The organism is Deinococcus sp. YIM 77859 (assembly GCF_000745175.1).
Lineage (GTDB): Bacteria > Deinococcota > Deinococci > Deinococcales > Deinococcaceae > Deinococcus.
In genome coordinates, this window is record NZ_JQNI01000002.1 from 186,821 (window position 1) to 212,634 (window position 25,814).

General features: G+C 69.8%; 24 protein-coding genes. 15 read left to right on the top strand and 9 right to left on the bottom strand.

The genetic code is table 11. From position 1 onward, the window contains the following. Nucleotides 1–57: 57 nt before the first annotated feature. Together EI73_RS01130 and EI73_RS01135 are read right to left on the bottom strand one after the other, a co-directional pair. Nucleotides 58–537: an MgtC/SapB family protein gene (locus EI73_RS01130; RefSeq protein ID WP_051935359.1), complete on the bottom strand. Its 480-nt coding sequence runs from the start codon at nucleotides 535–537 to the stop codon at nucleotides 58–60. A gap of 26 nt (nucleotides 538–563) precedes the next feature. After that, the gene (locus EI73_RS01135; protein ID WP_034383287.1) at nucleotides 564–965 is read right to left on the bottom strand and encodes a hypothetical protein; all 402 of its coding nucleotides are present in this window, start codon (nucleotides 963–965) and stop codon (nucleotides 564–566) included. A gap of 111 nt (nucleotides 966–1,076) precedes the next feature. Here EI73_RS01135 and recO point away from each other — a divergent pair, with 111 nt between their 5' ends. After that, nucleotides 1,077–1,811, top strand: coding sequence for a DNA repair protein RecO (gene recO / locus EI73_RS01140; protein ID WP_034383288.1), 735 nt, complete (start codon nucleotides 1,077–1,079; stop codon nucleotides 1,809–1,811). A gap of 41 nt (nucleotides 1,812–1,852) precedes the next feature. Here recO and EI73_RS15560 read toward each other — a convergent pair whose 3' ends face one another. Both EI73_RS15560 and EI73_RS01150 read right to left on the bottom strand, forming a co-directional pair. Next, entirely contained in the window at nucleotides 1,853–2,452 is a 600-nt protein-coding gene (locus EI73_RS15560) for a hypothetical protein (RefSeq protein WP_051935360.1), read from the bottom strand. 76 nt (nucleotides 2,453–2,528) lie between these two features. After that, a complete protein-coding gene (locus EI73_RS01150; RefSeq protein WP_034383290.1) occupies nucleotides 2,529–3,407 on the bottom strand; it encodes an alpha/beta hydrolase in 879 nt (292 codons plus the stop codon). A 124-nt stretch (nucleotides 3,408–3,531) separates the two neighbouring features. Between EI73_RS01150 and EI73_RS01155 the strand changes: the two genes are divergently transcribed. From EI73_RS01155 to sdaAA, 3 genes are all read left to right on the top strand, one after another. Beyond that, nucleotides 3,532–4,791, top strand: coding sequence for a lycopene cyclase family protein (locus EI73_RS01155; RefSeq protein ID WP_034383292.1), 1,260 nt, complete (start codon nucleotides 3,532–3,534; stop codon nucleotides 4,789–4,791). 67 nt (nucleotides 4,792–4,858) lie between these two features. Further along, nucleotides 4,859–5,524 carry an L-serine ammonia-lyase, iron-sulfur-dependent subunit beta gene (gene sdaAB, locus EI73_RS01160; protein ID WP_034383295.1) on the top strand — a complete coding sequence of 222 codons (666 nt, stop codon included), beginning with the start codon at nucleotides 4,859–4,861 and terminating at the stop codon, nucleotides 5,522–5,524. A 24-nt stretch (nucleotides 5,525–5,548) separates the two neighbouring features. Continuing rightward, a complete protein-coding gene (gene sdaAA, locus EI73_RS01165; protein ID WP_034383299.1) occupies nucleotides 5,549–6,439 on the top strand; it encodes an L-serine ammonia-lyase, iron-sulfur-dependent, subunit alpha in 891 nt (296 codons plus the stop codon). Between the two features lie 4 nt (nucleotides 6,440–6,443). On the opposite strand, the gene EI73_RS01170 is transcribed toward sdaAA, so the two are convergent. Next, nucleotides 6,444–7,130 carry an HAD family phosphatase gene (locus EI73_RS01170; RefSeq protein WP_034383302.1) on the bottom strand — a complete coding sequence of 229 codons (687 nt, stop codon included), beginning with the start codon at nucleotides 7,128–7,130 and terminating at the stop codon, nucleotides 6,444–6,446. Then, nucleotides 7,127–7,477: a histidine triad nucleotide-binding protein gene (locus EI73_RS01175; protein WP_034383305.1), complete on the bottom strand. Its 351-nt coding sequence runs from the start codon at nucleotides 7,475–7,477 to the stop codon at nucleotides 7,127–7,129. The genes EI73_RS01170 and EI73_RS01175 overlap by 4 nt, the downstream gene beginning before the upstream one ends. Nucleotides 7,478–7,525: 48 nt before the next feature. Between EI73_RS01175 and EI73_RS01180 the strand changes: the two genes are divergently transcribed. Next, nucleotides 7,526–8,518: an SDR family oxidoreductase gene (locus EI73_RS01180; protein ID WP_034383308.1), complete on the top strand. Its 993-nt coding sequence runs from the start codon at nucleotides 7,526–7,528 to the stop codon at nucleotides 8,516–8,518. 31 nt (nucleotides 8,519–8,549) lie between these two features. On the opposite strand, the gene nadE is transcribed toward EI73_RS01180, so the two are convergent. Beyond that, nucleotides 8,550–9,404, bottom strand: coding sequence for an ammonia-dependent NAD(+) synthetase (gene nadE, locus EI73_RS01185; protein WP_034383311.1), 855 nt, complete (start codon nucleotides 9,402–9,404; stop codon nucleotides 8,550–8,552). A gap of 105 nt (nucleotides 9,405–9,509) precedes the next feature. Between nadE and EI73_RS01190 the strand changes: the two genes are divergently transcribed. The 4 genes from EI73_RS01190 to EI73_RS01210 all read left to right on the top strand — a co-directional run bounded on the left by EI73_RS01190 (nucleotide 9,510) and on the right by EI73_RS01210 (nucleotide 14,936). Next, the gene (locus tag EI73_RS01190) at nucleotides 9,510–10,874 is read left to right on the top strand and encodes an MFS transporter (RefSeq protein WP_034387443.1); all 1,365 of its coding nucleotides are present in this window, start codon (nucleotides 9,510–9,512) and stop codon (nucleotides 10,872–10,874) included. Continuing rightward, the gene (locus tag EI73_RS01195; protein ID WP_034383314.1) at nucleotides 10,871–12,313 is read left to right on the top strand and encodes a nicotinate phosphoribosyltransferase; all 1,443 of its coding nucleotides are present in this window, start codon (nucleotides 10,871–10,873) and stop codon (nucleotides 12,311–12,313) included. Before EI73_RS01190 ends, EI73_RS01195 begins: the two co-directional genes overlap by 4 nt. Beyond that, nucleotides 12,310–13,260, top strand: a complete 951-nt coding sequence (locus EI73_RS01200; protein ID WP_051935361.1) for an adenylyltransferase/cytidyltransferase family protein — start codon at nucleotides 12,310–12,312, stop codon at nucleotides 13,258–13,260. Before EI73_RS01195 ends, EI73_RS01200 begins: the two co-directional genes overlap by 4 nt. A gap of 752 nt (nucleotides 13,261–14,012) precedes the next feature. Beyond that, entirely contained in the window at nucleotides 14,013–14,936 is a 924-nt protein-coding gene (locus tag EI73_RS01210) for a ferritin-like domain-containing protein (RefSeq protein ID WP_034383318.1), read from the top strand. Nucleotides 14,937–14,967: 31 nt separating this feature from the next. On the opposite strand, the gene meaB is transcribed toward EI73_RS01210, so the two are convergent. Beyond that, nucleotides 14,968–15,927 carry a methylmalonyl Co-A mutase-associated GTPase MeaB gene (gene meaB / locus EI73_RS01215; protein WP_034383321.1) on the bottom strand — a complete coding sequence of 320 codons (960 nt, stop codon included), beginning with the start codon at nucleotides 15,925–15,927 and terminating at the stop codon, nucleotides 14,968–14,970. 180 nt (nucleotides 15,928–16,107) lie between these two features. Between meaB and EI73_RS01220 the strand changes: the two genes are divergently transcribed. The 6 genes from EI73_RS01220 to EI73_RS01245 all read left to right on the top strand — a co-directional run bounded on the left by EI73_RS01220 (nucleotide 16,108) and on the right by EI73_RS01245 (nucleotide 23,052). Beyond that, nucleotides 16,108–16,539 carry a hypothetical protein gene (locus EI73_RS01220; protein WP_081909036.1) on the top strand — a complete coding sequence of 144 codons (432 nt, stop codon included), beginning with the start codon at nucleotides 16,108–16,110 and terminating at the stop codon, nucleotides 16,537–16,539. A 62-nt stretch (nucleotides 16,540–16,601) separates the two neighbouring features. Beyond that, nucleotides 16,602–17,318, top strand: coding sequence for an SDR family oxidoreductase (locus EI73_RS01225; protein WP_034383327.1), 717 nt, complete (start codon nucleotides 16,602–16,604; stop codon nucleotides 17,316–17,318). Nucleotides 17,319–17,399: 81 nt separating this feature from the next. Then, nucleotides 17,400–17,831 carry an SsrA-binding protein SmpB gene (smpB, locus tag EI73_RS01230; RefSeq protein ID WP_034383330.1) on the top strand — a complete coding sequence of 144 codons (432 nt, stop codon included), beginning with the start codon at nucleotides 17,400–17,402 and terminating at the stop codon, nucleotides 17,829–17,831. Further along, entirely contained in the window at nucleotides 17,828–19,201 is a 1,374-nt protein-coding gene (locus EI73_RS01235) for an N-acetylmuramoyl-L-alanine amidase (RefSeq protein ID WP_034383333.1), read from the top strand. Before smpB ends, EI73_RS01235 begins: the two co-directional genes overlap by 4 nt. Next, the gene (locus EI73_RS01240) at nucleotides 19,198–19,740 is read left to right on the top strand and encodes a GerMN domain-containing protein (RefSeq protein WP_034383335.1); all 543 of its coding nucleotides are present in this window, start codon (nucleotides 19,198–19,200) and stop codon (nucleotides 19,738–19,740) included. Before EI73_RS01235 ends, EI73_RS01240 begins: the two co-directional genes overlap by 4 nt. A 6-nt stretch (nucleotides 19,741–19,746) precedes the next feature. After that, the gene (locus EI73_RS01245) at nucleotides 19,747–23,052 is read left to right on the top strand and encodes a chromosome segregation SMC family protein (RefSeq protein ID WP_034383338.1); all 3,306 of its coding nucleotides are present in this window, start codon (nucleotides 19,747–19,749) and stop codon (nucleotides 23,050–23,052) included. Nucleotides 23,053–23,076: 24 nt separating this feature from the next. On the opposite strand, the gene EI73_RS01250 is transcribed toward EI73_RS01245, so the two are convergent. Beyond that, nucleotides 23,077–25,809: an AAA family ATPase gene (locus EI73_RS01250; RefSeq protein WP_034383341.1), complete on the bottom strand. Its 2,733-nt coding sequence runs from the start codon at nucleotides 25,807–25,809 to the stop codon at nucleotides 23,077–23,079. Nucleotides 25,810–25,814: the final 5 nt, after the last annotated feature.

Genomic DNA, 25,814 nt, shown 5'->3' on the forward strand with positions numbered 1-25,814 from the left:
ATAATGTATACAAAAAAGGAGTTCGCGGCAAGAACTCGGGCGCGGGCGGCCAGCCGTCTACCCGGCGTTTTCCTGCTGGTCCTCGCGGTACTTGGCCGGCTCGACCAGGCGGCCCAGCACCCCCAGCGTGAACAGAAAGAGCAGCGTCGCGCCGGTGGCAAGCACGTACAGGTGGAGCCCGCAGGCCACCCCGACCCCGGCCACCGCGAGGAGGCCCGCTGCGGTGGTCAGGCCCTTGGTTCCCTTGCCGGCACGGTCAGAAAAGATGGCTCCTGCCCCCAGGAAGCTCACGCCGCTGACGACCGCGCCGAGCACGCCCACCAGGTCAAAACGCACGAATTCCGAGTCGTCCGAAAAGCGCAGGATCAGCGTGTCGGCAAGCACCACAAACAGCGCTGCGCTCACGCCCACGAGAATGTAGGTGCGCAGGCCCGCGCCCCGGCGCAGCCGTTCCCGTTCCCAGCCGATCAGCCCACTCAGCCCAAAGGCCACGAGCAGCCCCTGCATCAGGCGCAGTTCATTCCAGAAGCTCTCCACAAGAGGCAGCTTAGAGTAGCCGGGGCTCAGTCCACGTACAGGCGTTCGATGGGAAAAATGTGGTCGGCCAGGCGGGCCAGGGCCTGGGCTCCGGCACGCTTTTGACAGGCTTCGGTGCCCAGGCACAGCGTCACGTAGCGGGTGCGCCGCGCGCCGACCACCACTCGGTACAGGGCGGCCTCGGTGCGCGAGCGGGTGTGGTGGCACAGGTCGCAGTGCAGAGCGTTTTTGCCCTTGGGTTCCAGCGGCGTCAATTCGGCGAGCTGGTCTCCTTGGACCAGCGCCAGCCGCCCGTCCGCAACCGGATACAAGCCCAGGGTGAGGGGACCATCGGCCCCCGGCTCGCCAAACAGTTCCCGGTACGTCCCCGGGAAGAGTTCCCGCAGCACGTCGCGGGCACTGTGGTTCTTTGGGGGCGTGTCGCTCATGGGGCGAGTGTACGGGAGAGACGGCGCGGGGGAAGGTGGGCAAGATTTCAGCATCCCCAACCGTGCCGCTTCGCCCCCTTTGCGCTGCCGCTCTCGCCCTAGACTCTGGCGGTGAGATCGCGCAGCGCCAACCGCAGCGGCATCGTGATCCGGCGGCATGTCACGCCTGCTGGAGACATCATCGTGACCCTGCTCACCCCCCAGGGGAAGGTCAAGGCGGTGGCGCGGGGCGGTGTGCGGGGGCCACTCAGCAGCCGTCTGAACCTCTTTCACCATGTGGGCGTGCAGATGTACCAGACGCCGCAAGCGGACCTGGCGACGGTGCAGCAGGCGGTGCTGGAGGGCGCGCTGCCCCGCCTCGCCGAGCCGGAGCGCTACGCCTTCGCGCACCTGCTGGCGGAGCTTGCCGGGACGCTCTTTCAGGAGGGTGAATTTGCCGAGCAGGCCTTTGACCTGTTTGCGGGTGCGCTGCGCGGCGTCTCTCACCACCCTGACCCCGAGTGGGTGGCGCTGGTGATGAGCTACAAGCTCCTGGGTCTAGCGGGCTTCGTGCCGCAGACCGACCGCTGCGCCCGCTGCGGTGCTCCTGACCCGGCGCACCCCGACCCGCTGGGGGGGCAGCTGCTGTGCGGCGGGTGCGCCAGCCTGCCCGCCTACCCGCCGGGGAGCCTGGAGTTTTTGCGCCGCGTCGTGCGCCGCAGCGTACGCGCGAGCATGGACGCGCCCGTCCCGACCCAGGAACGGCCCGCGCTGTGGCGAGCGCTGGAGCGCTTCGTGACCGTGCAGGTGGGGAACGTGCAGAGCTGGCGGCAGCTCGTGCCGGTGGGAACCCGTGAGGTGTGTTAGAGCAAAGCGCCAGCCACGTCTCTGGACTGGGCCGGATGAGGTCAAAGACCCTTGCCCACGTCCCCCTTGAGTTCGTCTGTGCAAGCTTTCATGTTGGAGAACTCGTAGGACACGTCGACATACCCGTCGCTGCTGTTGAGGGCATTGACGTTCAGCATAATGTTGTCCAGGCCACGCGGAAGTTTCAGACCCTCGGAAACTGACCAGAACGTCGTCAGATACCGGTCCTCCGTCCGAATCGCCATCATCCAGTCGTTGGTTTCATCCCAGATGCTGGAGCTTTTCAGAAAGTCGAAACGCAGTCCTTTGCCGTATTTGTTGTTGAGAGAGGTTTCCAGATCATTAAACACTTGGCGCGTCCGGTAGCCGGACTTGTCGTTGCGGATAATGACGCCGACCCCCCTTACCCGGCAGAGCCCTTGTTCGGGCGAGGCTTTAACCGTGTAGAACTCGAAGTTGCTGTTTGGATTGGGCACTCGGTCAAGCCGGTAGTAGCCGGGCGTCTCCAGCGGCTTCGCGCCCATCTTGAGCAGTTCGCTGATGGGCAGGCCTTGCCGGAGACCAAACGGTTCTACCGGTCCCCCCGTTTGTGCGGTGGCTGGTGTGGACGCAAGAAGCAGCAGGGCGAGGGTCTTTTTCATGACGCCAGGGGTATAGCATTGGAGGAGGAGGAGCGCATGCAGATTTGCGGCCGTCCTCCTGGCATTCAGGAGACCCTCAGCGGTTTTTCTCGATGAAGTCGATCACCGCCTGCCGCGTTCCCCCCAGGAACGTGAGGGGCCGGGCGAGGGCGGCGACAATCGTGATGTGGTTGACGCGTGGAAGCACCGTGCGCGTGACCGGCACCCCGGCCCTTTGGAGCGCGGCTTCCAGGTTGAGGGCGTTTTGTGGGTGAACGGTGGTGTCGTTTGCGGCGACAAGGAGCAGGTGGGGCGGTGCGTCCGGGCGCACGTGACGATCAGGCATCACCTCGTCTGGGGTGGCGTTTTCGGGAAAGGCCACGCGGCTGGGGTACTGCCGGAAATCATAGCTGTACGGCCCGGCGATGCCGATCACGCCGCGCACCGCCGTGATGGGCACCCCCGCCTCCCGCAGCCAGCGGGCATTGTCCACGGCCTCCACGGCATTAAAGGCCCCCGCCGAATGCCCGACCACAAACAGGTTGTTCGGGTTGCCGCCGAACCTGCGCGCGTGGTCCCGCAGCCACCGCAGGGCAGCGGCGGTGTCCTGGATGTAGGTTGGATAGCGGTGTTGCGGCGCCAGGCGGTAATTCATCACGCCCGTCACGTACCCGGCGCGCGCCAGGCTCTCCCCGACAAACCGGTGTCCGGCCTTGTCGCCGCCCTGCCAGGAACCGCCGTGCACAAAGAGCACGACCGGCGCATTTCGGGCCTGTGCGGGGGCATACACGTCGAGCAGATTGCGCTCGGCGGGCCCGTAGCGCTGGTCCGCAGCTACCGTCAGACCGCGTGTGCTGATGGCGCTATTCAGGGCCTGTTGTGCGTCTCCTGCCGAACAGGCGCCCAGGGAGACGCTGAGGGCGAGGAGACCCAGGAAGGAAAGAGCGGCGCGAACAGGCCAGGAGCGCAAGGGCATGCGCGCAGGCTAACGGCCTGTGGGGCGGAGAGTGAGCTCGGGGGCACACTCGGGCTTGCGGGTGTCTTGAACGTCGCGTGCCGGCCTACACTCCTGGCCCCGGGGGCGCGCTACCCTGCTGGAGATGGCCGCCGCCCTCCCCCCCACAGATGCGCTGGTGGTGGGTGGCGGCCCAGCGGGTGTGAGCCTTGCGGCCGAACTCGCCGCCCGGGGGCTAAGCGTGCGGCTGGTCGCCCCGCACCCGCCGCGGCCCTTTCCACCGACCTACGGCGCGTGGCTCGACGAGCTGCCCGACTGGGCGCGCGCCACCCTCGCGGACGTGTGGACGGACGTGCGCGCCTACACTTCGGACCGGCCCACGCCGCTCCTGCGCGCCTACGCCCTCTTCGACAACATCCGCCTGCTGAACACGCTGCTCGCCCGCGGCGGGGGCGGCCTGACCTGGACTGTGGGGCGGGTGCGGGGTGCCGTGCGAGGAGGGGAGGGCTGGGAGGTGTGTGGCGCGTGCGGCGAGACTTGGCGAGCCCACGTCCTGCTGGATGCCGGGGGCCACGCGGGGAGCCTGACCCGGCCCCGGCACCCAGGGGGCGCCGCGCTCCAGACAGCCTTCGGGATCGTCGGGTACTTTGACCGGCCTCCGGCCGCTCCGGGCGGGATGGTGTGGATGGACCACCGCCCACCTTGTCCGGGAGTCCGGGGGCCGCCCACCTTTCTGTACGCCATGCACCTGGGTGACGACCGTTATCTGGTCGAGGAAACCAGTCTGATCGCCCGCCCTGCCCTTTCCCGCCGCGCCTTGCAGGAGCGGCTGCATGCCCGCCTCAGCGCTCAGGGCACGCCGCCCCACGACATTGAGCGGGAGGAATGGGTCGCCTTTCCGATGAACGCTGCCGCGCCCCAGCCGGGCGCTGTGCTCGCCTTTGGCTCGGCGGCGGGCCTGGTTCACCCCGTCAGCGGCTTTCAGGTGGCGGGGGCACTTCACGACGCGCCGCGGGTGGCCGAGGCGGTTGCCGTTGCCCTCGCTCGTCGCGGGCCGGTGGCGGCCACGCAGGCCGGGTGGGCGGCCCTGTGGCCTCCCGAGCGCCGGGCCGCCCGTGAAGTCGCCCTGCTGGGGGTACAAGCCCTGCTCACGCTTCCGGGAAAGCAGCTCCCCGCCTTTTTCGACACGTTTTTTCACCTGCCGCCTGCCCAGTGGCGCGCCTTTTTATCTCCCCATACAGAGGCGGGGACCCTGGCACGAACCATGCTGCGGCTTTTTGCCCACGTGCCTCTCGCCGTGCGGGTCGCCCTTGTCCGCGCGGCCTTTGCGGAGCCGGGCGCCAGCCTGCGCGCGCTGCACAGGGCGGCCCAGTTCCCCCGCACCTCGGGGACGGACGGCGAGTAAAGGGGCACGCTGCGTTCCCGTTCCCCCTCCCCGGACAGCTCTCAGAGAGCTTGCCTATACTGGTCGTATGTCCCTGCTCGACATGATCGGTCCCGTGATGATCGGGCCGAGCAGCAGCCATACTGCGGGGGCCTGCCGTCTGGGGCTGGTCGCGCACCACCTCCTCGGTGAAGCTCCCCGCCGGGCCGTGATCGGGCTGCACGCCTCCTTTGCCAAGACGGGGAAGGGCCACGGCACCCATCTCGCGCTTGTCGCTGGCCTGCTCGGCTTCGCACCCGACGACCCCCGCCTCCCCCGCGCCGTTGAGGAGGCGGAGGCGGCGGGCCTCACGGCTGAGTTCCGCCACGTGGACCTGGGAGACGTTCATCCCAACACGGCCCAGATTGACCTCTGGGGCGAGACGCAGCACGTGACCGTGCAGGGAAGCTCCACCGGTGGCGGCGTGATTCAGGTGACGCAGGTGCAGGGCCTGGGCGTGAACTTCAGCGGCGCGGCCCCCACGGTCCTGCTGCGCTACACCGATGCGGTGGGCATGATCGCCCGCATCGCGAGCACGATCGCCGCCGACGGCGTGAACATCGCTTCTCTCACCTGCACGCGCGAGACGCGCGGGGGGCAGGCCCTCGTCGCCATCGAACTTGACGCGCTCCTCAGCAGAGAGGCCCTCGCCTTTTTCAACCACTGGCCCGACACGAACTGGGTACGCCTGCTGCCCAAATTGATGGACGGCTAAAGCGGTGGCCCCAGGAGAGTGCCCATGACCCTCGAAGAACTGATGAATGCCCCTGCTCCAGCCTCCGCCTGGGTGCTCGCGCAGGACTGTGCCCAGACGGGCCTAGACCCCCAGGACGTCCGCCACGAGATGCGCCGGCGCATCGGGGAGATGCGCGCTTCCATCGAGCGCGGCCTGGCCTCGAACGCCCCCAGCATCACCGGCATGGTGGGTTGGAACGCCAAGGGCCTGTGGGAGGCACCCGACGTGCTGGAAGCGCCCCTTCTGAAGCGCGTCCAGGCCTACGCGATGGCCGTGAACGAGGAAAACGCCCGCATGGGCCGCATTGTCGCCGCACCGACCGCGGGAAGCGCGGGCACCATCCCCGGCGCGCTGATCGGGGTGGCGGATCACCTGGGGTTACCGGACGAGCGGCTCATCGACCCGATGATCCTTGCTGCGGGTGTGGGCAAGGCGATCAGCCGTCGCATGTTCATCTCCGGCGCGGCGGGGGGCTGCCAGGCCGAGATCGGCTCCAGTGCCGCCATGGCCGCCGCCGCCGTCACGGAGCTGCTGGGTGGTACGCCGCGCGCCGCCGTTCACGCTGCGTCCCTCGCCCTGATGAACACCATCGGCCTGGTGTGCGACCCGGTCGGCGGTTACGTGGAGGTGCCCTGCGTGAGCCGCAACGCCTTTTATGCCGTCCATGCGGTGAGCGCCGCGCAACTCGCCCTCGCGGGACTCGAATCCTTTATTCCCCCTGACGAGGTGCTGGGCGCGATGGCGTCCGTGGGCCGGATGATGCCCGCTGCCCTGCGCGAGACGGCCGAGGGGGGTCTGGCCCAGACCCCCACCGGGCTGGCGGTCACGGCCCGGATGGAAGGCCGCGAGGAAGGCGAGCTGCCCGGCGGAATGGTGGCGTTGCCGCTGGCCTGAGGGCTCAAACCGGAACGCTGAGGCCCAGCGCCGCCCGCAGTTCGGCGTGTGAGAACAGAACGTGTTCCGCCCCCGCCTGGCGCAATGCCTGGGCGCTGTCCGGATGAATGTGCCCGCCCGCCAGCAGGCCCCAAACCGTCGCCCCGGCCGCCACGCCCGCCGTGAGGCCGGTCACGCTGTCCTCGACCACGAGCGCGCGCGTGGGAGAGACGCCCAGTTGTGCGGCGGCAAAGGCGTACAGGTCCGGAGCAGGCTTGCCGCGCCCACCGACATGGGCGGGGTCGTAGACATGCTCGCCCACGAGGTCGGCAAGCCCAGCCGCCGCCATCTTGAGCCGCAGCCGAGCGCGCAGGCTGTTACTCGCCACTGCAACAGGAAGCCCCGCCGCCCGCAGGGCCCGCAGGGTATCTGCCGCTCCCTCGATGGCGGGCGTGGCCGTAAAGGCTCGGGCCAGTCGGGCGTCCAGCTCGGGCAGGAACCCCTCGGGCGGCACCCAGCGGTGCTCGGCGTGCAGCCAGTCGAACAGAGCTTGGTGGGTTCCCCCCACCGCTCGCCTCATCAGGGTGTCCCGGTCCAGCGTGAGGCCGTGCTCGGCCAGCAGGTCCAGCCAGACGGCGTTGCCCAGCAGCTCGCTGTCTACCAGCACGCCGTCAAGGTCGAAGAGGACGGCGGCAAAGGGCAGCTTGCTCACTGCGTGTCGCTCTCGGGACCGTTCTCCCAGCCGGCCAGAATATGAATATGGGTGTGAAAGACCATCTGCCCCCCGCCCGGCCCGCAGTTCACCAGCAGGCGGTAGTCGTTGGCGTGCTGCCGAGCGACGTTCACGGCGGTGAGCCATAGCTCGCCCATCTCGGCGGCATCTTTGATCTCGTCTATCCGGGTGGTCACCTTCTTGGGAATCACGAGGAGGTGAATGGGCGCTTTGGGCGCGATGTCGCGGATGGCGATGTAACGGTCATCCTCGTACACCACATCGGCGGGCAGTTCGCGGTTGATGATGCGCGTAAAGAGGGTCGGGGTGGGTGACGTGTTCGTCATGCCTTTACTCTAAGGATTCTTGCCGGGTCCGGCAGGCACACTCAGAACATGCGACTTCCTCAACGCCTGCTTCTTGCCGCCGCACTCGGGGCGTTCGCCGCCCGGCGCGCCCTCCGCTCCCCCTACGACCTGACGGGCAAGAGCGTGCTGATCACCGGCGGGTCACGCGGTCTGGGCCTGGCGCTCGCCCACGAGTTGACGGCGCGCGGCGCCCGCGTCATGCTGCTTGCCCGCGACAGCGGCGAACTGGAACGCGCCGCGAGGAACCTGCGCGCGGAGGGCGCGACCGTCCACACCGTGACGGCCGACGTGACCGTGCCCGCTGACCTCGAGCGGGCGGTGGAGGAGACGGCCCGCGTATACGGCGGCCTCGATGTGGTGGTACACAGCGCCGGCCTGATTCAGGTTGGACCGCTGGAAAACATGACGGAGGAGGATTTCCGCGAGATCATGGAGGTGAACGCCTTTGCGGCCCTGCGCCTCACCCGCGTTGCCCTGCCGCTGCTGCGCGCCCGCCGGGGCCGGATCCTCCTCATCACCTCCGTGGGGGGCAAGGTCGCCGTGCCGCACCTCGCACCCTACTCGGTGAGCAAGTTCGCCGCCGTTGGCCTCGGTCAGGCGCTGCGGGCCGAACTCGCCCGCGAGGGCATCGGCGTGACCACCGTCTGCCCTTCGCTGATGCGCACCGGAAGCCCTCGCCACGCCGAGGTAAAGGGCCAGCAGAGGAAGGAATACACCCTTTTTGCCACCCTGGATAACCTGCCCGTCGTGTCCCTGGAGGCCGCGGAGGCCGCCCGGCGGATCGTCAACGCCCTGGTGCGCGGGGACGCTGAGGCGATGATCGGGGGCCCGGCCCTGTTGCTGCGCTACGCGCAGGCCCTCGCCCCGCAGCTGACCGCCGACGTGATGGCCCTCACCAACCGCGTTTTGCCGGGCCCCACGCCCAGCACCCAGGGCGTGAAGGGGGCGAGCGCCGAGACGCCGATCACGCTGAGGAATCCTCTCAAGCGGGCGGCGGAGGCGGAGTGGAACGAGCGGTGACCAGAGGTTCGCTGATCTTCCCGGTCTTCCCTCAGCCCCGCCACCAGTCGTCGAACGGCGTGACCGGCAGCGCGCGTTTGTGCCGGGTGTTGCGGTACAGGCTTTCGAGTTTGGCGGCGACGTCCGGGGAGACCTCGCGGCCCTCGAGGTAGGCGTCGATCTGCGCGTAGGTCACGCCCAGCGCCACCTCATCCGGGAGGCCGGGGCGGTCGTCTTCCAGGTCGGCGGTGGGCACCTTGCGCCAGGTCGCTTCGGGGGCGCCCAGGTGGGCGAGGAGTTGCGCGCCCTGCCTTTTCGTCAGGCCGGTCAGGGGGGTGAGGTCGACGCCGCCGTCCCCGTACTTGGTGAAAAAGCCGGTGAGGGCCTCTGCGGCGTGGTCCGTGCCCACCACCAGCAGGTTTTCCTGTCCGGCGATGGCGTACTGAGCGGCCATGCGTTCGCGGGCCTTGATGTTGCCGCGCACATAGTCCCGCAGAGGATCGTGGGGGCCTGCGGCCGCCGAGTTGTGCAGCGCTCTCCCCAGAGCCTGCGCGACCTCCTGGGCGCACGCGTCCACGGCGGCTTTGATATTGACCGTGAGGGTCCGGTCGGGGCGAATAAAGGCCAGCGCCGCCCGCGCGTCTGCCTCGTCTGCCTGAACGCCGTAGGGAAGGCGAACCGCGAAGAAGGTGGCGTCGCCGCCTCCGGCCCGCACGCGCTCGGCGGCAAGCTGGCAAAGCCGGCCTGCCAGCGTGCTGTCCTGGCCGCCGCTGATGCCCAGGACAAAGCCCCGAGCGGGGGTACTGCGCAGGTACTCTGCCAAAAAGGTCACGCGGCGCTCAACTTCCCCGGCAGGGTCGATCTCCGGTTGCACGTGGAGGGTGCGGCGAATCTCGTCTCGGAGCATGGGCGGAGTATTCCACGGGCCGCCCGGGAGCGCCCACCAAGCGTCAAGGGTTTCTGAGCGAACCCGCCTGCTCTTGTGCCTGCGGTCACGTACACTTCGCACGTCATGACTGCGATGCCCCGCGCTGTTCCGCTTGACGATGCCATCGACCGCCTGGGCCTGGGCCGCTTTCAGTGGCGGCTGCTGGCGATCTGCGGCCTGACCTGGGCTGCCGATGCGATGGAAGTTCTTCTGATGGGTTTTGCCCTGCCGGGCATCAGCGCCGCCTTCGGGCTGGAACGCGGCTCGTCCGCCGCGACCCTGCTCCTGACGGCCACCTTTGCGGGAATGCTCGTGGGCGCGGTGTTTTGGGGCTGGCTGGCCGACCGGATCGGCCGGCGGGCGGTCTTTCTGACCACCGTCACGCTGGGCGTGGTGTTCGGCCTTGCCGGAGCCTTTGCGCCGAGTGTGGCTTGGCTGGTCGCTGCCCGGTTTCTGACGGGCTTCGCGATCGGCGGCACCCTCCCGGTGGACTACGCGATGATGGCCGAGTTTGTGCCCACCGCGTGGCGGGGGCGCTTTTTGGTGTACCTGGAGAGCTTCTGGGCGCTGGGAACGGTCGCGGTGGCCGCACTGGCCTGGTGGCTGAGCACCCTCTTTGAACCCGCCGAGGCGTGGCGCTGGCTGCTCGCCCTCGCCGCATTGCCGGGCGTGGTCGGCCTGCTGGCCCGGCTGGGCATTCCCGATTCGCCCCGCTCGCTGCTTGTGCGCGGGCGTGAGCCGGAAGCCCGGCGTGCCCTGGGCCGGGTGGCCCGCGCCAACGGCACGGCTCTGCCGGATGCGCCGCTTCTTGTGCCGCCGCCCGCGCCCCGCGTTACCCCCGCTGCGCTGTTCACGGGGCCGTTGCGCCGCCGCACCGTGCTGCTCGCCCTGGTGTGGTTCGGCCTCAGCCTGGGGTACTACGGCATCTTCTCGTGGCTGCCCTCCTTCCTGCGGGCGCAGGGCCTCGAGCTGGGCGCGGTATACCGGACCACGCTGCTGCTCGCGCTGGCGCAGATTCCGGGCTACGCTCTGGCTGCGTACCTGGTCGAGCAGGTGGGCCGCCGCGCCACCCTGGTGGGTTACCTGGCCGCCAGCGCGTTGGGGGCCTACCTTTTCCTGCTCGCCGGGACGCCCTCGGCCGTTCTGCTGACGTCCGCCCTGCTGTCCTTTGCGCTGCTGGGGGCATGGGGAGCGCTGTACGCCTACACGCCGGAACTCTTTCCCACGCCGCTGCGCACGACCGGAATGGGCGTTGCGAGCGGCATGGCCCGGCTCGCCAGCGTTCTGTCCCCCAGCGTGGGGGCGCTGCTGCTGACTGGGCGACTGGGCGCGGCCCTCACCCTCTTTGCCGCGTGCTTTGCCGTCTCCGCTGCCTGTGCCTGGGCCATCGGCGTCGAGACCCGTGGGCAGAAACTCACCGAGACGCTGATGCCGGAGAATGGGGCATGACGCAAGGTTCTACCCTCTTTACCGACCTCTACCAGCTCACGATGATGCAGGGCTACTTCAGGCACGGCCTGCACACCCAAGAGGCGGTGTTTGATCTGTACTTCCGCCGCAATCCCTTTCGTGGGGGCTTTGCCGTGTGGGCGGGGCTGGAACCCGCGCTCGACCGGCTTGCGGCGCTGCGCTTTTCTGAAGACGACCTCGCCTACCTGGACACGCTGGGCCTCTTCGGGCCGGATTTTCTGGACGCGCTGCGGAGCTGGAGATTCCGGGGCCGCGTCACTGCGTTTCGCGAGGGGAGCGCCGTCTTTCCGCACGAGCCGCTGCTGACTGTGCAGGCGCCCCTTTGGGAGGCGCAGCTTGTGGAGACGGCGCTGCTGAATACCGTCAACTTTCAGACCCTGGTGGCGACGAAGGCGGCCCGCTGCGTCCTTGCCGCCGAGGCGAGCCCCTTCGGCGGGCAGGTCGTCGAGTTTGGGGCGCGGCGCGCGCAGGGACCAGACGGCGCCCTCAGCGCGGCCCGGGCCGCCGTCGTGGGGGGCGCGGCCGGCACCAGCAACGTGGAGGCCGGGCGACGCTACGGCCTGCCGGTGATCGGCACGCACGCCCACGCCTGGGTGGAGAGTTTTCCGGATGAGCTGACCGCCTTTCGCGCCTACGCCGAGCTGTACCCCGACAGCACCGTGCTGCTGCTCGATACGGTAGACACCCTGGGCAGTGGCCTCCCCAATGCCCTCACGGTGGCGCGCGAGCTGCGGGCACGGGGCCACGAGCTGCGCGGCGTGCGGCTAGACAGCGGTGACCTCGCGTACCTCTCGCGCCGCATTCGGGCCGCCTTTGACGAGGCGGGCTTCGGTGACGTGAAGATCGTTGCCAGTAACGACCTCTCCGAGTCCGTCATCGCCTCTGTGATCGCGGAGGGCGGCCGGGTGGACATCTACGGCGTCGGGACGCAGCTCGTCACGGCGGGCGGCGAGGGCGGTGGGGCGCTGGGCGGCGTCTTCAAGCTCGCTCGGCTGAACGGCGTTCCCAAGATGAAGCTGACGGGTGACCCCACCAAGTCCAGCCTGCCTGGCCTCAAGCGCGTCTGGCGCGCGCTGGACACGGACGGCACGTACGCCCTAGACGCCCTGACCCTGGGTGAGCCGCCCCGCCCCGGCGCCCGCATCAGCGATCCCACCAACCCCCTGCGCTTTTCTCACGTGCCCGCGGGCCTGCAGTGGCAAGAAGCCCACGCGGTGGTGATGGAGGGCGGGCAGCGCACCCTCCCCGCCGAGCCGCTCGCCGACCTGCAGGCCAGAGCCCGGGCCGACCTCGCCCGCCTTCCCGCCGGGACCCTGCGCCCCCTGAATCCCCACATCTACCGCGTGAGCCTGGGCGCCGACGTGGCCGCGCTGCGCGACCGGGTGGCAGAGAGCCTGCGCGCGCACATCGGCGTATGAGGCCCGCTGCCGTCTACGTAGGCCGGTTTCAGCCCCCGCATGCGGCGCACCTCGGTACGGTGCTGCACGCGCTGGAGTGGGCTGAACGGGTGCTCGTCCTGCTGGGGAGTGCCAACCTCGCCCGCAGCGTTCGCAACCCCTTCAGTGCGCCCGAGCGCGCGGCGATGTTCCGAGGAGCCCTGCGGGAGGTCGGAGGACAACGGGGCCGGGTGCTGTTTCGCCCCCTTGCCGACCATTTCGACGCGGTTCTTTGGGCCGCGGAGGTGCGCGAGGTGGTGGCCGGGGTCTTCGGCCCGCGGGTTCCCATCACCCTCATCGGCCACGAAAAGGACGCCAGCAGCGCCTACCTGCGTTGGTTTCCCGGCTGGTCACGGCTGAGCACGCCCCCTGTGCCGGGGCTGAACGCCACCGACCTGCGCGCGGCTTTCCTGACCGGGCGGCCCCTGCCCCCCGGGGTGCCGGAGGCAGTTCATGCTTTTCTGGCCCGCTTTGCCCGGACCCCCGCCTTTGCCCGTCTGCAGAGGGAATGGGCGGCGGTGGCGGCGGCCCGCGCTGCCCTTCCCCCCGGCACCCACCTCCACGAGGAACGCTGGCTGCACGTGCGGGAGGAGCAGGTTTGGCTGCACGCGCGCCGCGAACCCATCGGGGACGGCCTGTGGGAATTGCCGGGCCGGGTTCTCCCGCCGGCCCACAAGCCGCCACCGGGAGCCGCGGCCCTGTTCGACGATCCCGCTCGTGCCCTCGTCTTGCCCACCACCGCCCACGTGTGGTTGGGTCCGCCGCCCGCCGCGTTCGTCGCGCGGCCCGTCCCCCTGCGCCGCGCTCTCGCCTTGCCGCGCCGCTTTTTTGAGGATCATCACGTCATCCTCACGCGGCTGCTGCAAGGCACCCCATCCCCGACAGATGAACTGGGCCAGGGCTTTGGCGAGCCCTTTACCAAACATTGAGCACTGGGTTGCTCTTGGCCTCCTTTACGTTCTAAACTAAGTCAGACAAAGGAGATTTAGAGTCACCTAAGTGGACCCGCTTGGTCTGGGCGGCATGTCGTTTTTCCTCTGGGAGGGTCCCGCCGTCCTGTTCCTTTTTTGCGGTTTGGCCTGACCCGCGGAAAGCGGCCCGGCCCATGTCGTCGTTGATCCAGCAGGGGGAGATGGGATGCAGAATCGGCCGTCTGAAGACCAGGTTTGCCCGGACAGGGCCGAGGGGTTCCCCGGCAACGCGCGCGGTGAGGTTCGGCGCGGGCTTGGAGACCTGGCGAGTAGAGGAGCAGGAGATGACGGACAGCCACAAGGTTCCAGAGCAGGCGAGCGATCTTCCAGCCGGACTGTCTCAACCCGCTCGGCGGGCGCTTCGTGCCGCGGGATTTACCTCCCTTGAGGAGCTGAGGACGGTTCGCGCGGCCGACCTCCTCCGCCTTCACGGGATAGGGCCCAAGGCCGTGGCCCAACTCCGCGCCGCCCTCGCTGAAAGAGGCCTCGCGCTGGCGGACGAGGACGGTGAGAACGCCCAAAGCAGGTGAAGCCATCGCCAGCGGGTGGCGGGTGCTCTGGTCACGGTGATGACGGGCCGTCTCGGGGGGGCGGCCTGTGTTGGGAGGGCGAGCCCCCTCACCCCCGCCGGGGCCAGTGATCCAAACGCTTCCCCGCCGCATAGAGCCGGATGAACCGGTCAGAACGCACTGACCCTCACGGAGGAATCTATGAGTCACGACCAGACCACGCCCGCCCCCCAGACCCCCGAAGCCCAGACCCTCGACCGCCGCGCCGCTCTGGGTACCCTCGGCAAGTTTGGCCTGGGCGTCGCCGCCTTCGGCCTCACCGGGACCCCCGCGCTCGCCGCGCCCGCCAAGAACATGGATGCGGACGTGCTGAATTTCGCCCTCAACCTGGAGTACCTCGAGGCGGCCTTCTATCTCGCGGCTGTGGGCCGGGTGAACGAGCTGCGCGCCATCGGAGGTGGGGCGGAGATTCGTCTGCCCGCGGGACTCGACCGCATGAGCGGGATGCAGTTCAAGGATTCGAACGTGCAGGCGCTGGCCCGCGATATCGCGGAAGACGAGCTGGCGCACGTGAAGTTCCTGTACGGGGCGCTGGGCAAGGCCGCTGCGCCGCGCCCGGTCCTTGACCTTGCGGGGGCTTTTGACGCGGCCGGGCGGGCGGCGAGCGGGGGCAAAATCAAGGGCTTCAACCCCTACGCGAATGACCTCTTCTTCCTGCACGGGGCCTTTATTTTCGAGGATGTGGGTGTCACCGCGTACAACGGTGCGGCCACCCTGATCACCAACCCTGCCTACCTCCAGGCGGCGGCGGGCATCTTGGCGGTCGAGGCGTATCACGGCGGGGCCATCCGCTCCATGCTCTACGAGCAGCGGCAGATCAGTGCGGCAGCTGGGCTCTATGTCGGCCAGGTCGTGCAGGCGATCAGCAACCTGCGCGGCAAGGTTGGCGGCGGCAAGGATCTGGGCCTGACGGACGCGGCGGGGAACGCCGTGTTCGCTCCGGCCGACCGGAATGGGGTCGCCTTCCCCCGCAGCACACGCGAGGTGCTGAACATCGTCTACCTGGCTCCGGGTGCCCATAGGGGCGGCTTCTACCCCAATGGGCTCAACGGCAACATCAAGTAGCGGTCAGCCAGGGTCCGGGCGGCCTTGGGCGTCATGGGGCGGGGGAGAGCAGGGCCCGCACCCCCTGTACCGGGGTGAGCGTTCCTGCCAGCACCTCGGCGCGCAGGGCCCGCAGCTTTTCTGCGTCCACGCCGGACTGAAAGGCCCGCCAAGCCGCCTCGCGCAGCAGGTCGTCGAACCACAGGGCGGTTTGGGCGCGACGTTTGGCGGCTATGTCCACCGCCTGGCGGTAGGCCTCCACTGCGGCCCAAACTTCCGGAATCCCCGCTCCGGTGAGGGCGGAGGCCTGCAGCGCGCGGGGCCGCCAGGAAGCTCCTTGGGGCGTCAGGAGTTTCAGGGCCGCTGTCAGTTCGGTTTGGGCACGGGTGGCGGCCTCCTTGTCGGTGTCCGCCTTGTTGACGACGCACAGGTCAGCCAGTTCCATGATCCCCCGCTTGATGCCCTGAAGCTCGTCCCCGGCGTTCGGGAGGGTCAGCAGCACGAAGAGGTCAGTCATGGCGGCCACCTGCGTTTCCGACTGGCCCACGCCGACCGTCTCGACCAGCAGCACGTCGTATCCAGCAGCCTCGCAGAGGGTGATCGCCTCGCGGGTGCGCCTGGAGACGCCGCCCAGCGTGCCTCCGCTGGGGCTGGGGCGGATAAAGGCGTTGGGGTGAACGGTCAACCGGGGCATCCGCGTCTTGTCGCCCATGATCGAGCCGCCGCTGCGGGCGCTGCTGGGATCTACGGCGAGCACCGCGACCCGGTGCCCGGCGTCGGCCAAAAACACACCCAGCGCCTCGATAAAGGTGCTCTTGCCCACGCCCGGCACCCCGGTGAGGCCGACTCGGACGGACTTTCCAGCGTGTGGCAGGAGCTCGGCCAGCAGGCGCTGGGCTTCTGCCTCGTGGTCGGGCCGAGTGCTCTCGATCAGGGTAATGGCGCGTGCCAACGCGCGGCGCTGCCCCTGACGCAGGGGGGACGCGAGAGGATGGGAGGAGGCCGCCGTCACGGGTTGTAGGGTAGCAAGTGCTGGGCCCGAGCCTCCTGGCGGTTGTGCCGGGGAGGCAGCACGGCGCGGGGGGCCGCAGAAGAGCCCGCTGAACTTCATGTCTTCTTCACCGCTCCACCACTTCCGCATGCTGAACTGCCCGTCATGAAAAGACGCCTGGCTTTTTTCCTTCTGCTGAGCATGACCGCTTGGCCCACGCAGGCGGCCGCGCCCACCCCGGCTCCCAGCTGGAGTGCCGCCGTGCTTGCCCGCGCCACCTACGTGATTCTCCCGCCGCGCATCGAGGGCAACGTCAACCTGGTGACGGGCGAGCAGCGCACCGCCATTCTGGAGGCCATGCGGCGGGATTCGGCGCGGGCGATCAAGCGCCGCTATCCGCAAGCGACGATCGCAACCGACCCGCAGACCCCGGATGCCGTCAAGGTGACGCCGGTGCTGACGGCGCCCCAGGCGCTGGTGCCGTGGGCCAAGCTGACGGCCCACCTGTACTTCGACCTGGGGGATGGCCAGCGCGTCGCGGTGAACGACCAGTTTGGCCTGCTCACCCTCTGGCAGCAGCAGGCCGACGCAGCCAACTACGTGTATGACCGCCTGGCCCAGAAGTTGCCCTGACCCGTATTAAGCGCCCCTTCACGCGCCCGGGCCTCTTCGCCTGGGCGTGTTAGCTTCGCGGCATGACGCAGCAGGAGACTTCACTCCGTTCCAGTGCTTTTGTGACCGGCGCCAGCAAGGGCATCGGCTTTGCCGTCGCGCAGGCCCTGGCGGGCGCGGGCTACGCTGTCACCCTGACCAGCCGCCATCAGGACGAGGTGGAGGCCGCCGCCCGGCAGATCGGCCAGGATGCTCGGGGCGTGCAGTGCGACGTGCGTGATCCCCGGGCGCTTCAGGCGGCCGTTGATGCCCACGTCGCGGCCTTTGGTGGGCTCGACGTGCTGTTTGTGAACGCGGGGGTAGGGCATTTCGCAAGCGCCGAAGACCTCACCACCGAGCAGTGGCAGGAGGTGATCGACACCAACCTCAGCGGCGCCTTCTACACGGTCAAGGCGGCCATCCCCGCCCTCAAGCGCCGGGGCGGGTACATCTTTACGCTCTCGAGCCTCGCCGGAAAAAATCCCTTTGCGGGCGGCGCGGCGTACAACGCCAGCAAATTCGGCCTCAACGGCCTTTCCGAAGTGCTGATGCTCGACCTGAGGCAGTACGGCATCAAGGTCACCCAGATCATGCCTGGCAGCGTCGCCACCTTCTTTAACGGGCACACGCCCAGCGAGGCCGACGCCTGGAAGATTCAGCCCGAGGACATCGCCCAACTCACCCTCGACCTGCTGAACATGCCCGCGCGTACGCTTCCCAGCCGGGTCGAGGTGCGGCCCAGCCGGCCGCCGCAGAAGTAGGGTTCAGGAGCGCGGAAGGCAGCGGCAGGCCCCAGGCGGAGGCTGCCTCACCCGGGGTGCCTCCCGAAGAGCCCTGCTAGAATGCGCCGCGTGTACACCAACCGCCGCGCCTACCACGAGTACGAGCTCCTCGACCGGTTCGAGGCGGGCATCGCTCTGACGGGCAGCGAGGTCAAGAGCGTGCGCGCCGGAGGCGTGGACTTCCGGGACGCCTTTGCGCGCCTTGTCGGCGGCAACATCGAGCTGGAGGGCCTCTACATTCCCACCTACGTTGAAGCGACCTACAACAACCATGAGCCCCGCAGAAGTCGCCGTCTGCTGCTGCACCGCGAGGAGATCAGCAAGCTGAAGCGGGCGCTGGAACAAAAGGGCCTGACGCTGGTGCCCACCCGCCTCTACCAGAAGGGCCGAATCTTTAAGGTCGAACTCGCCCTGGCGCGCGGCAAGAAGCTGCACGACAAGCGCCGAGCCGAGGCGGAAAAGACGCTGCGCCGGGAGCTGCGCGAGCTATGAGGGGCCGCCTCTCCAGACCCCTGCTGCTGTCGGCGGCGCTGCTGTGCGCCGGGTTGGCGGGAGCGCAGCTCGCCTTTACGCGGCTGAATCTCGCCGGGCAGCAGGTGCAGGCGATCAACCTGTATGGGGCGGAGTACGCCCGTGAGGACGTGCTCAAGCGCCTCGTAGACGTGACGCGAGAGGGTCAGGTGGTACGGGTTGACGGCTTCGGGCACACGCTGCTGCTCCCCATCGACGAGGACCAGCAGCGCGCCACCACCGATTTCAATACCGTGCAGCTCGACACCGAACGGGTCCGGGCGCGCGCGGCCACCCTGGTGAACGGGAACCTTTACCTGCCGCTCGACACGCTGGCCCGCGGCCTGGGCGCGCAGTACGAAGCGGGAAGTTTCCGAGTGGTCCCGGCAAGCCTGCAAGGGGTCAGCAGCCGAGCAGGCAAGGACAGTGATCGGCTCGTGCTTGACCTCACCCGCGACGTGCCCTTGACCCACGAGCTCCGCGGCACGGTGGTGACCGTCACCCTACCGGGTGTGCAGGGCGAGCCGCGGCGCTACACCACCCGGGGAGCCTTTGTGCCCCGCGCGGAGGTGACCCGCAGCGGGAACGACCTGAAGCTCAGTTTTCCCCTCCCGCCCGGCAGCGGCTACCGGGTCTACCGAGTGGTGCGGCCCGGCGGCGCGCGAATCGTGGTGGACGCCGGTCCCGGGGTGCCGTACACCAGTCCCGTCCTGCTGGAGCGCATCGCGCGGCCCCTGATCGTGCTGGACCCCGCCCGGGTCACGGGACTGGGCCGTGACGTGACGCTGGACGTGGCGCGGCGCGCCGCCGAGCTGCTGAACAAGGCTGGGTGGCAGGTAAAACTAACCCGCGACGCACAGAGCGCGCTGGGCCTCAACCAGAAACTGGCCCTCGCGCGGCGAAGTGACGTGTACCTGGCGCTGGACCTGGGCCGTTTTCCGGGCAGTGAGCGGGGCGGCGTCACCGTGTATGAACCGGTGGGGCGCAGCTCGGCACAGCTTGTGAACGCGGTGCGTAGCGGCGGCGAAGCCCCCTACATCGACCTTGTGGTCGGGAATGGCGGCGGAACCCGGCGGCTCAGCGAGTTGCTGCGCGGTGAACTCAAGGGCGGGGGGGTGACCGCCAAAGCGGACAGTGTGCGCCGCGCGCTGATGTTGGGCGAGGCCCCGCAGGCCGCCCTGCTGCTGGAGCTGGGCTGGACCGGAAATGCGGAGGACCGCGCCAAGCTGAGTGTGGACGAGCGCCTTCAGGCGATGTCGGTGGCGGTGGCGCGGTCCATCGCGACCTACCTGACGGCCCGTGCCAACAACGCGGGCCGAGCGAACTCGGCCGCCAGCGGGGTGAACCCGTGAAGCGGCTCTTTTCCCTCTTCAACGTGGTGAGCCTGGCGCTGCTGGCCGCTGCGGCCTATGCCTACCAGGAGGTGCGGCGTCCCCCCGAGACCCCCGCGCCTCCCCGGCTGGAACTTCAGGAAAAGCGTGAGGTGCAGGTCAGGGTGTACTACACCGACCCGCAGGTGCAGACCCTCAAGCCCGAGACGCGTACCGTGCAGGTCACGAACGAGAGCTCCGGCACGTTGGCCCAGGCGGCCCTGAACACTTGGGCGGCTGGGCCAAACACCTCCGGCGTTCTTCCCGTCGTGCCCAAAGGCAGCGAGCCCCCCAAGGTTTGGCTGCGCGGCGTGCACTATTACGTCAACCTCCCTGAAACCTACCGCGAGCTGCGCTACGGCACGAGCGGTGAGCGAATGCTGCTGTGTAGCCTCACCCGGACCCTGCTCGAAAAAAGCGGCCAGGACGTGACCTTTCTGGTGGGTGGTCAGAACGCCGACACGCTGGGGCACCTGGATCTGCGCGAGCCGTACACGCGGCAGGACTGTGCCGACCAGTAGAGCGCCATGCTCCAGAGCATCACCCTCCAGGGGTTCAAGAGTTTTGCGGACCGTACCCGACTGGAATTCGGTCCGGGGGTATCGGCCATCATCGGGCCGAACGGCAGTGGCAAAAGCAATGTGGTGGAGGCGCTGCGCTGGGCGACCCATCAGGCGCGGGCGCGTGAGCTGCGCGCCGGGCGCGGTACAGAGCTGATCTTTCACGGCAGCGGTGGCAAGGCGCCCCTTGGGCTGGCGGAAGTGCAGGTGGAACTGCTGACCGAGGGGGGCCGGGTGAACGTGACCCGCCGGGTATACCGCGACGGCACGGGCGAGCAGGACCTCAACGGCCGCCCCGCCCGCGCCCGTGACGTGCAGGCCGCGCTGAGCGGCACCGGGCTGGGGCCGGGGGGGCTCGCCGTGATCGGGCAGGGTGAAGTCAGCGGCGTCGTGCAGGCCGAGGGCCGTACCCTGCTGGGCTACGTGCAGGAGGCGGCGGGTCTCTCGCGGGCGGTGGCGGCTCGGCAGGAGACAGAAGCGCGCCTGCGCGAGGCGGACGGGCATCTGGAGCAGCTTCGGCTGGTGCAGGGGGAGCGGGCAGCGGGGGTGGCGAGGCTCGCGCAGGCGGCCCAGGCCGCGCGGGTACACCGTGACCTCACAAGCCGGGTTCTTACCCTCGAAGACGCCCTGAAGCGTGAGCGGCAAGCTGCCCTGGTGCGCGAGATCGCGGCGGCCCGCGCGGAGGCGAACACGCTGGAGACCCGCAGTGCCGAACTCGCCGCCGAGGTGCAGGCCGCCGCTGGACGGGTGGAGGCCGCGCGTGAGGCGGTGGCGGAGGCCCGCGCCCGAGCGGACGCCTTTGCGGGAGCGCTGGACACCCTGCGTGCGGCCCGCGAGGCCCACGCCCAGGCCGAACGGTACGCGGGGCACCTTCAGGCCGAGGCGGAACGGCTGCGCGCCGAACTCGCCGCTTTGCCGCAGAGCCCGCCCGCTGAGGCGGCCCCCGACCTCCCCGCCCTGGAGGTGGCCGTGACCGTGGCCCGCGCCGACGCCGAGGCCGCCGAGCGCCGCGCTCAGGCCCTGGACGCCGACCTGAGCCGTGCGCGCGAGCGGGCGGCCCGGGCGGCCGAGGCTGCGGCGCGGGTGGACGCCAGCCGCGAGACGCTGGGGGCGGAGCTCGAGCGCGCCGAGGGCAACCTGGAAGCGGCACTGGAGGCGTTGGCGTCGGCCCGCCAACGCCTGGAGGCGGTGGGCCGCGCCCGTGAGCAGGCCGAGGCCGAGTACGCCGCGCTCGCCGCCCGCCGCGCGCAGGAGCAGGCGCACGAGCGGCACCTGACGGCCGAACTCGCCCGCCTCCAGGCGAGCGAGGCCCCCCTGCGCCGCGAGCGTGAGCGGCTTGAACAGGTTCTGAGTTCCTATGCCCGCTACGGCGAGGGCGCGCGCAATGCCCTGCGGCTTGACCATCCCGGCATCGTGGGCTCGGTGGCGGACCTGCTGACTGTGCCCGCCGAGTACGAGACGGCCGTGACGGCCGCGCTCGGCCGCCGCCTGGAACAGATCGTCGTTCACAGCGGTGAGGACGCGCGAGCAATTATCGAGGAACTCAAGCGGGTGGGGGGGCGGGCGACCTTTCTCCCCCTCGACCTTCTTCGCGCTCGTCCGCGCCGTGACGGGCCGCTGCTGCGCGAGGCGGGCGTGATCGGGAACCTCGCGGACCTGTGCCCGACCGATCCCCCCGTGGTGGGTGAGGCGATCTTGGCCGACACGCTGGTCGTCGCGGACCTGCGTGCCGCGACCCGGCTTGCCCGCGCGCATGCGAGCCGCCCGCGCCTCGTCACCCTGGACGGCGAACTGCTGGAGGCTGGGGGCGCCATCACCGGCGGACGCCTGCGGGACGCGGGCTTCAGCGTGCTGGCCGACCAGCGCCGCTTGGGGGAGATTGACGCGGAACTGGAGGACGTAGACCGCCAGAGTGCTCGCCTTCAGGCTGAGCTCGGGAGGGTGCAGGCCCTCCTTTCGAGTGGCGCACAGGACCATGACACCCTGCTTGCCGCTCGCGAGCGCGCCGCCCGCGAGGAGCGTGAGGCCGAGCGGCGCGTCACCGAGCTGGAGGCGCAGACCCGCAGCCTGACGGCACACCGCGAACGGCTGCGGGCTCGCCTGGCCGCCACGACGTCCCCTGCCCCCGCGCGGTCGCAAGAGCCCGCGCCTGATCCTACCGAGCTCGCCGCCGCCCTGCTCGCGGCCCGCCGCGCGGCCGAGGATGGCCGCGCTCGGGAGCGGGCGGCCCTAGAAGCCCTCGCGCTCGCCCGCGAACTCGACGGGGCGTGGCGAGCCTTTCGCAGTGCCCGGGCCCGTGCTGCTGACCTGCGCGAGCGCCTCGCCGCGAACGCTTCGGCACTCGCGGCGCAAGAAGCCCACCTGGCGGCGGCCGCCGCTGAGGTGGCGCGGCGTGAGGCGGCCCTCGGCACCCTGGACGAGCACGAGCTGTACCGCGCCGAAAAGGCGCGCGACGCCGCTGCCCAAGCCTATACCCTCCTGATCGGCGAGCAGAACAAGGTGCGCGCCCGCCTTGAAGACCTGCGTCTGCTGATCGCCCGGCGTGAAGGAGCTCTGGAAGCTCTTCCCGAGGGGTGCAGTCCCCCCGGCACGCCCCGCGAGTGGACAGCAGAACTCACCCGCATCCGGGCCGAATTGGAACGCCTCGGCCCGGTGAACGCGCGCGCAGAGGCGGACCACGCCCTGGCCAGCGCCGAGCTCGAACGCCTGAATGCCGAGCTGCACGACGCGGAGGCGGCGGCTGCCGAACTGCGCGCGCACCTCGCCGAGCTGGCCAGCGCCGAGAACGCCGCGACCCGCGCCGCCTTTGACCGGGTGAATGCCGCCTTCCGCGACTATGCGGCCGAACTTCTGGGCGGACAGGGTGAGCTGGAGCCCGAGCACGACGAGACGGGCAGGCTCACGGGCCTGCGTCTTGCCGTGCAGCCGAAGGGGAAGCGCACCCGCGCCATGAACCTCCTGAGCGCGGGTGAGCGAACGATGGCGGGCCTGGGGTTCCTGTTTGCCCTGAACCATGCGGGCGGTGAGGGAGGCTCGGGAGGGCTCCCCCTCGCCGTGCTCGACGAGGTGGACGCGCCCCTGGACGAGGCGAACATCCGCCGCTTCACGGCTTTTCTCGAACGCTTCTCCGCGCGCGGCGCGCAGTTCCTGCTCGTCACGCACCAAAAGGCGACGATGGAGGTCGCGCACGCGCTTTGGGGCGTGACCACCGACTCGAGCGGGGCGAGCCGCGTGCTGAGCATTCGGCAGGCGGAGGAGGCGCTGGGGCGGTAAGGGCCCGCCCACTTGCCCACCTGCCTATCCGTCCAGCCGCTGCACGCTGCTTCCGGCCACACTCTTGGTGACGATCAGGCGACTGGGGAGCCGCTCGGAGAGGCTTTCGACGTGCGTGACCACGCCCACCATGCGCCCCTGCGTCCGCAGGTTCTCCAGCGCGTTCGCCACCGCCTCGAGCGCCTGCGGGTCCAGCGTGCCGAAGCCCTCGTCGAGGAAGAGTGCCCCCAGCACCTTGTTGCCGGCCAGGTAGTCACTCAGGGCGATCGCCAGGCTGAGGCTGGCCAGGAAGGTTTCACCGCCGGAGAGGGTCTTGACCGCGCGCGGTTCGCCCGCATTCCACAGGTCCTGTACGACGTACTCGCCGTCTTCCAGCGCGAGGCGGTAGCGCCCGTCGCTGATCTGAAAGAGCAGGGTCCCTGCGCCCGTGAGGAGCCGCGCCTCCACCTCCGCGAGGAGAAACTGCTGGAACTCGTTGGCCCTCAGCGTATTGGTGAGGGTTTGCCAGGTGTCGAGCTGCGTGGCCAGGACTTTGGCCTGCGCCTCGATCTCGCAGCGGCGTTTCAGACGTTCGCGGGCGCTGCGCTCCTGCTCGGCCAGGCGACCTGCCTGCTCACGGGCTGCCCTGAGGGCGGCGTCGGTGGCGGTGAGATCGCGCTCGGCCTGCCGAAGCTGCGCCGGGTCGAAGGGTTCCAGCCCAAGCTGCCGGTTCAGCTCGGCGAGCTGCGCTCGGAGCTGTTCGACCTGGGCGGTATGGGTGCGGGCGGCCTCCTCCAGCGCGCTGATGTCCGCTTCGGGAAGGGCAGCGGCGCGGGCCTGCGCGGCGTCCAGACCAAGCGCGGCGAGCGCGGCTTCCAGGGCCTCCTGCGCCGCCCGCGCCTCACGGGCCCGGCCCTGCGCGGCCTGACTGGCCGAGTGGAGGGTGGCCTGCGCCGCTGCATGAGCGCTCTGCGCGCGGGCCAGGGTGGTCTGCGCCTCGCTCAGCCCGGAGCGCAGGCCCCTGATCTCGGCCAGCAGCTTCTGCCGTTCGCGCGCCGGATCTGCCCCCGCGGCCCGCACCCGCGCTGCCAGCCCGGCAAGGAGCCGTGCCGCCGTGTCCTGGGGATCTCCCGAGAGGCGCTCTTCGGCGCGGCGCAGATCCTCCTCGTCCTGGCGAAGTTGGGCCTCGGTGTCCCTCAGGGCGGCTTGGCGCTCTTCCGTCGTCTTGCGCAGGTGGTCGAGTTCGAGCGTGATCTCGCGGTAACGCAGCTTGCGGCCCTCCAACTCCGCGCGGGCGGACTCGGCGGCGGCCTCCAGCGCCGCGAGGTCTACACCCTCTGGGGAGGGCACCTCTGTCACCACCTGCAGACACAGCGGACAGGGTTCCCCCGCGTGCAGATGGGTTCGGTACGCCTGCACCCCCGCCGCCACCCGAGCCGCCCTTACCGCCTCCTCGGCCTGAAGGTGCGCGGCGCGGGCGGCCTTGCCCTCCCGCTGAACGCGTTCCTGCTCGGCTTCGAGCGCAGTTTGACGGCGCAGCTCGTTTTTCTGGCGCTCACGCTCGGCCTCCAGCGCGCTGCGGCGGGCGGTGAGCTGGGCCCGCTCCAGCCGCAGCCGCTCCAGCTTCTGTGCGGCCTCGCGCGCGGCAAAAAAAGCGTCCTCGTCCCAGGGTAGGGGAGCAGGGTGCGTGGTCTGCGGCGTTCCCCCTGCCCGCCTCAGGCGAGCGGCGTCGGCTTCTGCCTCCCGCAGGGCGTCTGCCTTGGCTTCCAGCTCTGGAATGCGGCTCTCGGCGAGCTGCGCCCTTTCCAGGGCGGCGGTCGCGGCCTCCAGGGCCTGCCGGGCCCGGGCTTCTGCCTGCTGCGCCTCGGTGCGTTCCCGTTCCTCGCGCTCGGCGGCGATCCGCGCGCGCTCGGCGGCGTCAAGCAGGGGCAGCACGCCGGCCACCCGCCGTGCCCGCGCGGCCCGTTCCGCCCCCTCGCGCACCGGTGCAGTCCGGGCTTCAAGCAGCTTCAGTCGGCGGCTCTTGTCCTCGCGCTCGCGCCAGACGCCTTCCAGCGCGCGCAGGCGGTTGACCTGCTCCTGCAGGTGCTCGCGCGTGTCGGTCAGGCGTTCGGCGTCCGCGTCCACCGCCTCCCGCTCGGCGCGCAGCGCCTTGACCGCCTCCTCGGTCACGCCCGCGTATTCACCTTCTAGCAGGGCATGCCGAGTGCCCAGGTCGCGCCGCAGCTCTCCTGCGCGGTTCCCCGCATAGGCGCGCATGGCCTCCACGTGCCGCAGGCCCATGAGTTCGCCGAGCAGTTCCCGGCGATCCGCGCTTTTGCCGTGCAGCAGGCGGCTGAATTCACCCTGGGGCAGCAGGACGCTGCGCCGGAAGGTCTCGAAGTCGAGGCCCACGACCTGACGAATCCGCTCGTTGACGCTGCGGGTGCCGCCCGCGCTGAGGCTGACCCAGTGCGGGCCCTCGCGCCGTTCGAGCCGCACCTCATTTTCGGCCTGTCGCCGCCCTTTGGAGCGGGCCACCCGGTAGGTCTCGCCACCCACCTCAAAGGTCAGGCCAACCGACAGTCCCCGTTCCCCCTGCGAGATCAGAGCGTCCAGCCCGGTGGAGCCCAGCCGCGGCGTCGTTCCGTACAGCGCAAAGGTCATCGCGTCAAGGAGGCTGGATTTTCCGCTACCGGTCGGGCCCACAAGCGCGAACAGCTCCAGGTCCGAAAAGTCGAGCACGGTGTGTTGCCGAAAAGCGGTAAAGCCCTGGAGTTCGAGGCGCAGCGGTCTCATGCGTG

Bases quoted from the DNA above. Each gene is read 5' to 3' on its own strand.
- EI73_RS01180 (WP_034383308.1), top strand. From the start codon at position 7,526: ATGCGACTTCCTCAACGCCTGCTTCTTGCCGCCGCACTCGGGGCGTTC.
- sdaAA (WP_034383299.1), top strand. From the start codon at position 5,549: ATGACCCTCGAAGAACTGATGAATGCCCCTGCTCCAGCCTCCGCCTGG.
- EI73_RS01250 (WP_034383341.1), bottom strand. From the start codon at position 25,809: ATGAGACCGCTGCGCCTCGAACTCCAGGGCTTTACCGCTTTTCGGCAA.
- EI73_RS01210 (WP_034383318.1), top strand. From the start codon at position 14,013: ATGAGTCACGACCAGACCACGCCCGCCCCCCAGACCCCCGAAGCCCAG.
- EI73_RS01150 (WP_034383290.1), bottom strand. From the start codon at position 3,407: ATGCCCTTGCGCTCCTGGCCTGTTCGCGCCGCTCTTTCCTTCCTGGGT.
- EI73_RS01245 (WP_034383338.1), top strand. From the start codon at position 19,747: ATGCTCCAGAGCATCACCCTCCAGGGGTTCAAGAGTTTTGCGGACCGT.
- smpB (WP_034383330.1), top strand. From the start codon at position 17,400: ATGCGCCGCGTGTACACCAACCGCCGCGCCTACCACGAGTACGAGCTC.
- EI73_RS01225 (WP_034383327.1), top strand. From the start codon at position 16,602: ATGACGCAGCAGGAGACTTCACTCCGTTCCAGTGCTTTTGTGACCGGC.
- EI73_RS01135 (WP_034383287.1), bottom strand. From the start codon at position 965: ATGAGCGACACGCCCCCAAAGAACCACAGTGCCCGCGACGTGCTGCGG.
- EI73_RS01220 (WP_081909036.1), top strand. From the start codon at position 16,108: ATGACCGCTTGGCCCACGCAGGCGGCCGCGCCCACCCCGGCTCCCAGC.
- EI73_RS01190 (WP_034387443.1), top strand. From the start codon at position 9,510: ATGACTGCGATGCCCCGCGCTGTTCCGCTTGACGATGCCATCGACCGC.
- EI73_RS01200 (WP_051935361.1), top strand. From the start codon at position 12,310: ATGAGGCCCGCTGCCGTCTACGTAGGCCGGTTTCAGCCCCCGCATGCG.
- EI73_RS15560 (WP_051935360.1), bottom strand. From the start codon at position 2,452: ATGAAAAAGACCCTCGCCCTGCTGCTTCTTGCGTCCACACCAGCCACC.
- EI73_RS01175 (WP_034383305.1), bottom strand. From the start codon at position 7,477: ATGACGAACACGTCACCCACCCCGACCCTCTTTACGCGCATCATCAAC.
- EI73_RS01195 (WP_034383314.1), top strand. From the start codon at position 10,871: ATGACGCAAGGTTCTACCCTCTTTACCGACCTCTACCAGCTCACGATG.
- sdaAB (WP_034383295.1), top strand. From the start codon at position 4,859: ATGTCCCTGCTCGACATGATCGGTCCCGTGATGATCGGGCCGAGCAGC.
- nadE (WP_034383311.1), bottom strand. From the start codon at position 9,404: ATGCTCCGAGACGAGATTCGCCGCACCCTCCACGTGCAACCGGAGATC.
- EI73_RS01155 (WP_034383292.1), top strand. From the start codon at position 3,532: ATGGCCGCCGCCCTCCCCCCCACAGATGCGCTGGTGGTGGGTGGCGGC.
- EI73_RS01235 (WP_034383333.1), top strand. From the start codon at position 17,828: ATGAGGGGCCGCCTCTCCAGACCCCTGCTGCTGTCGGCGGCGCTGCTG.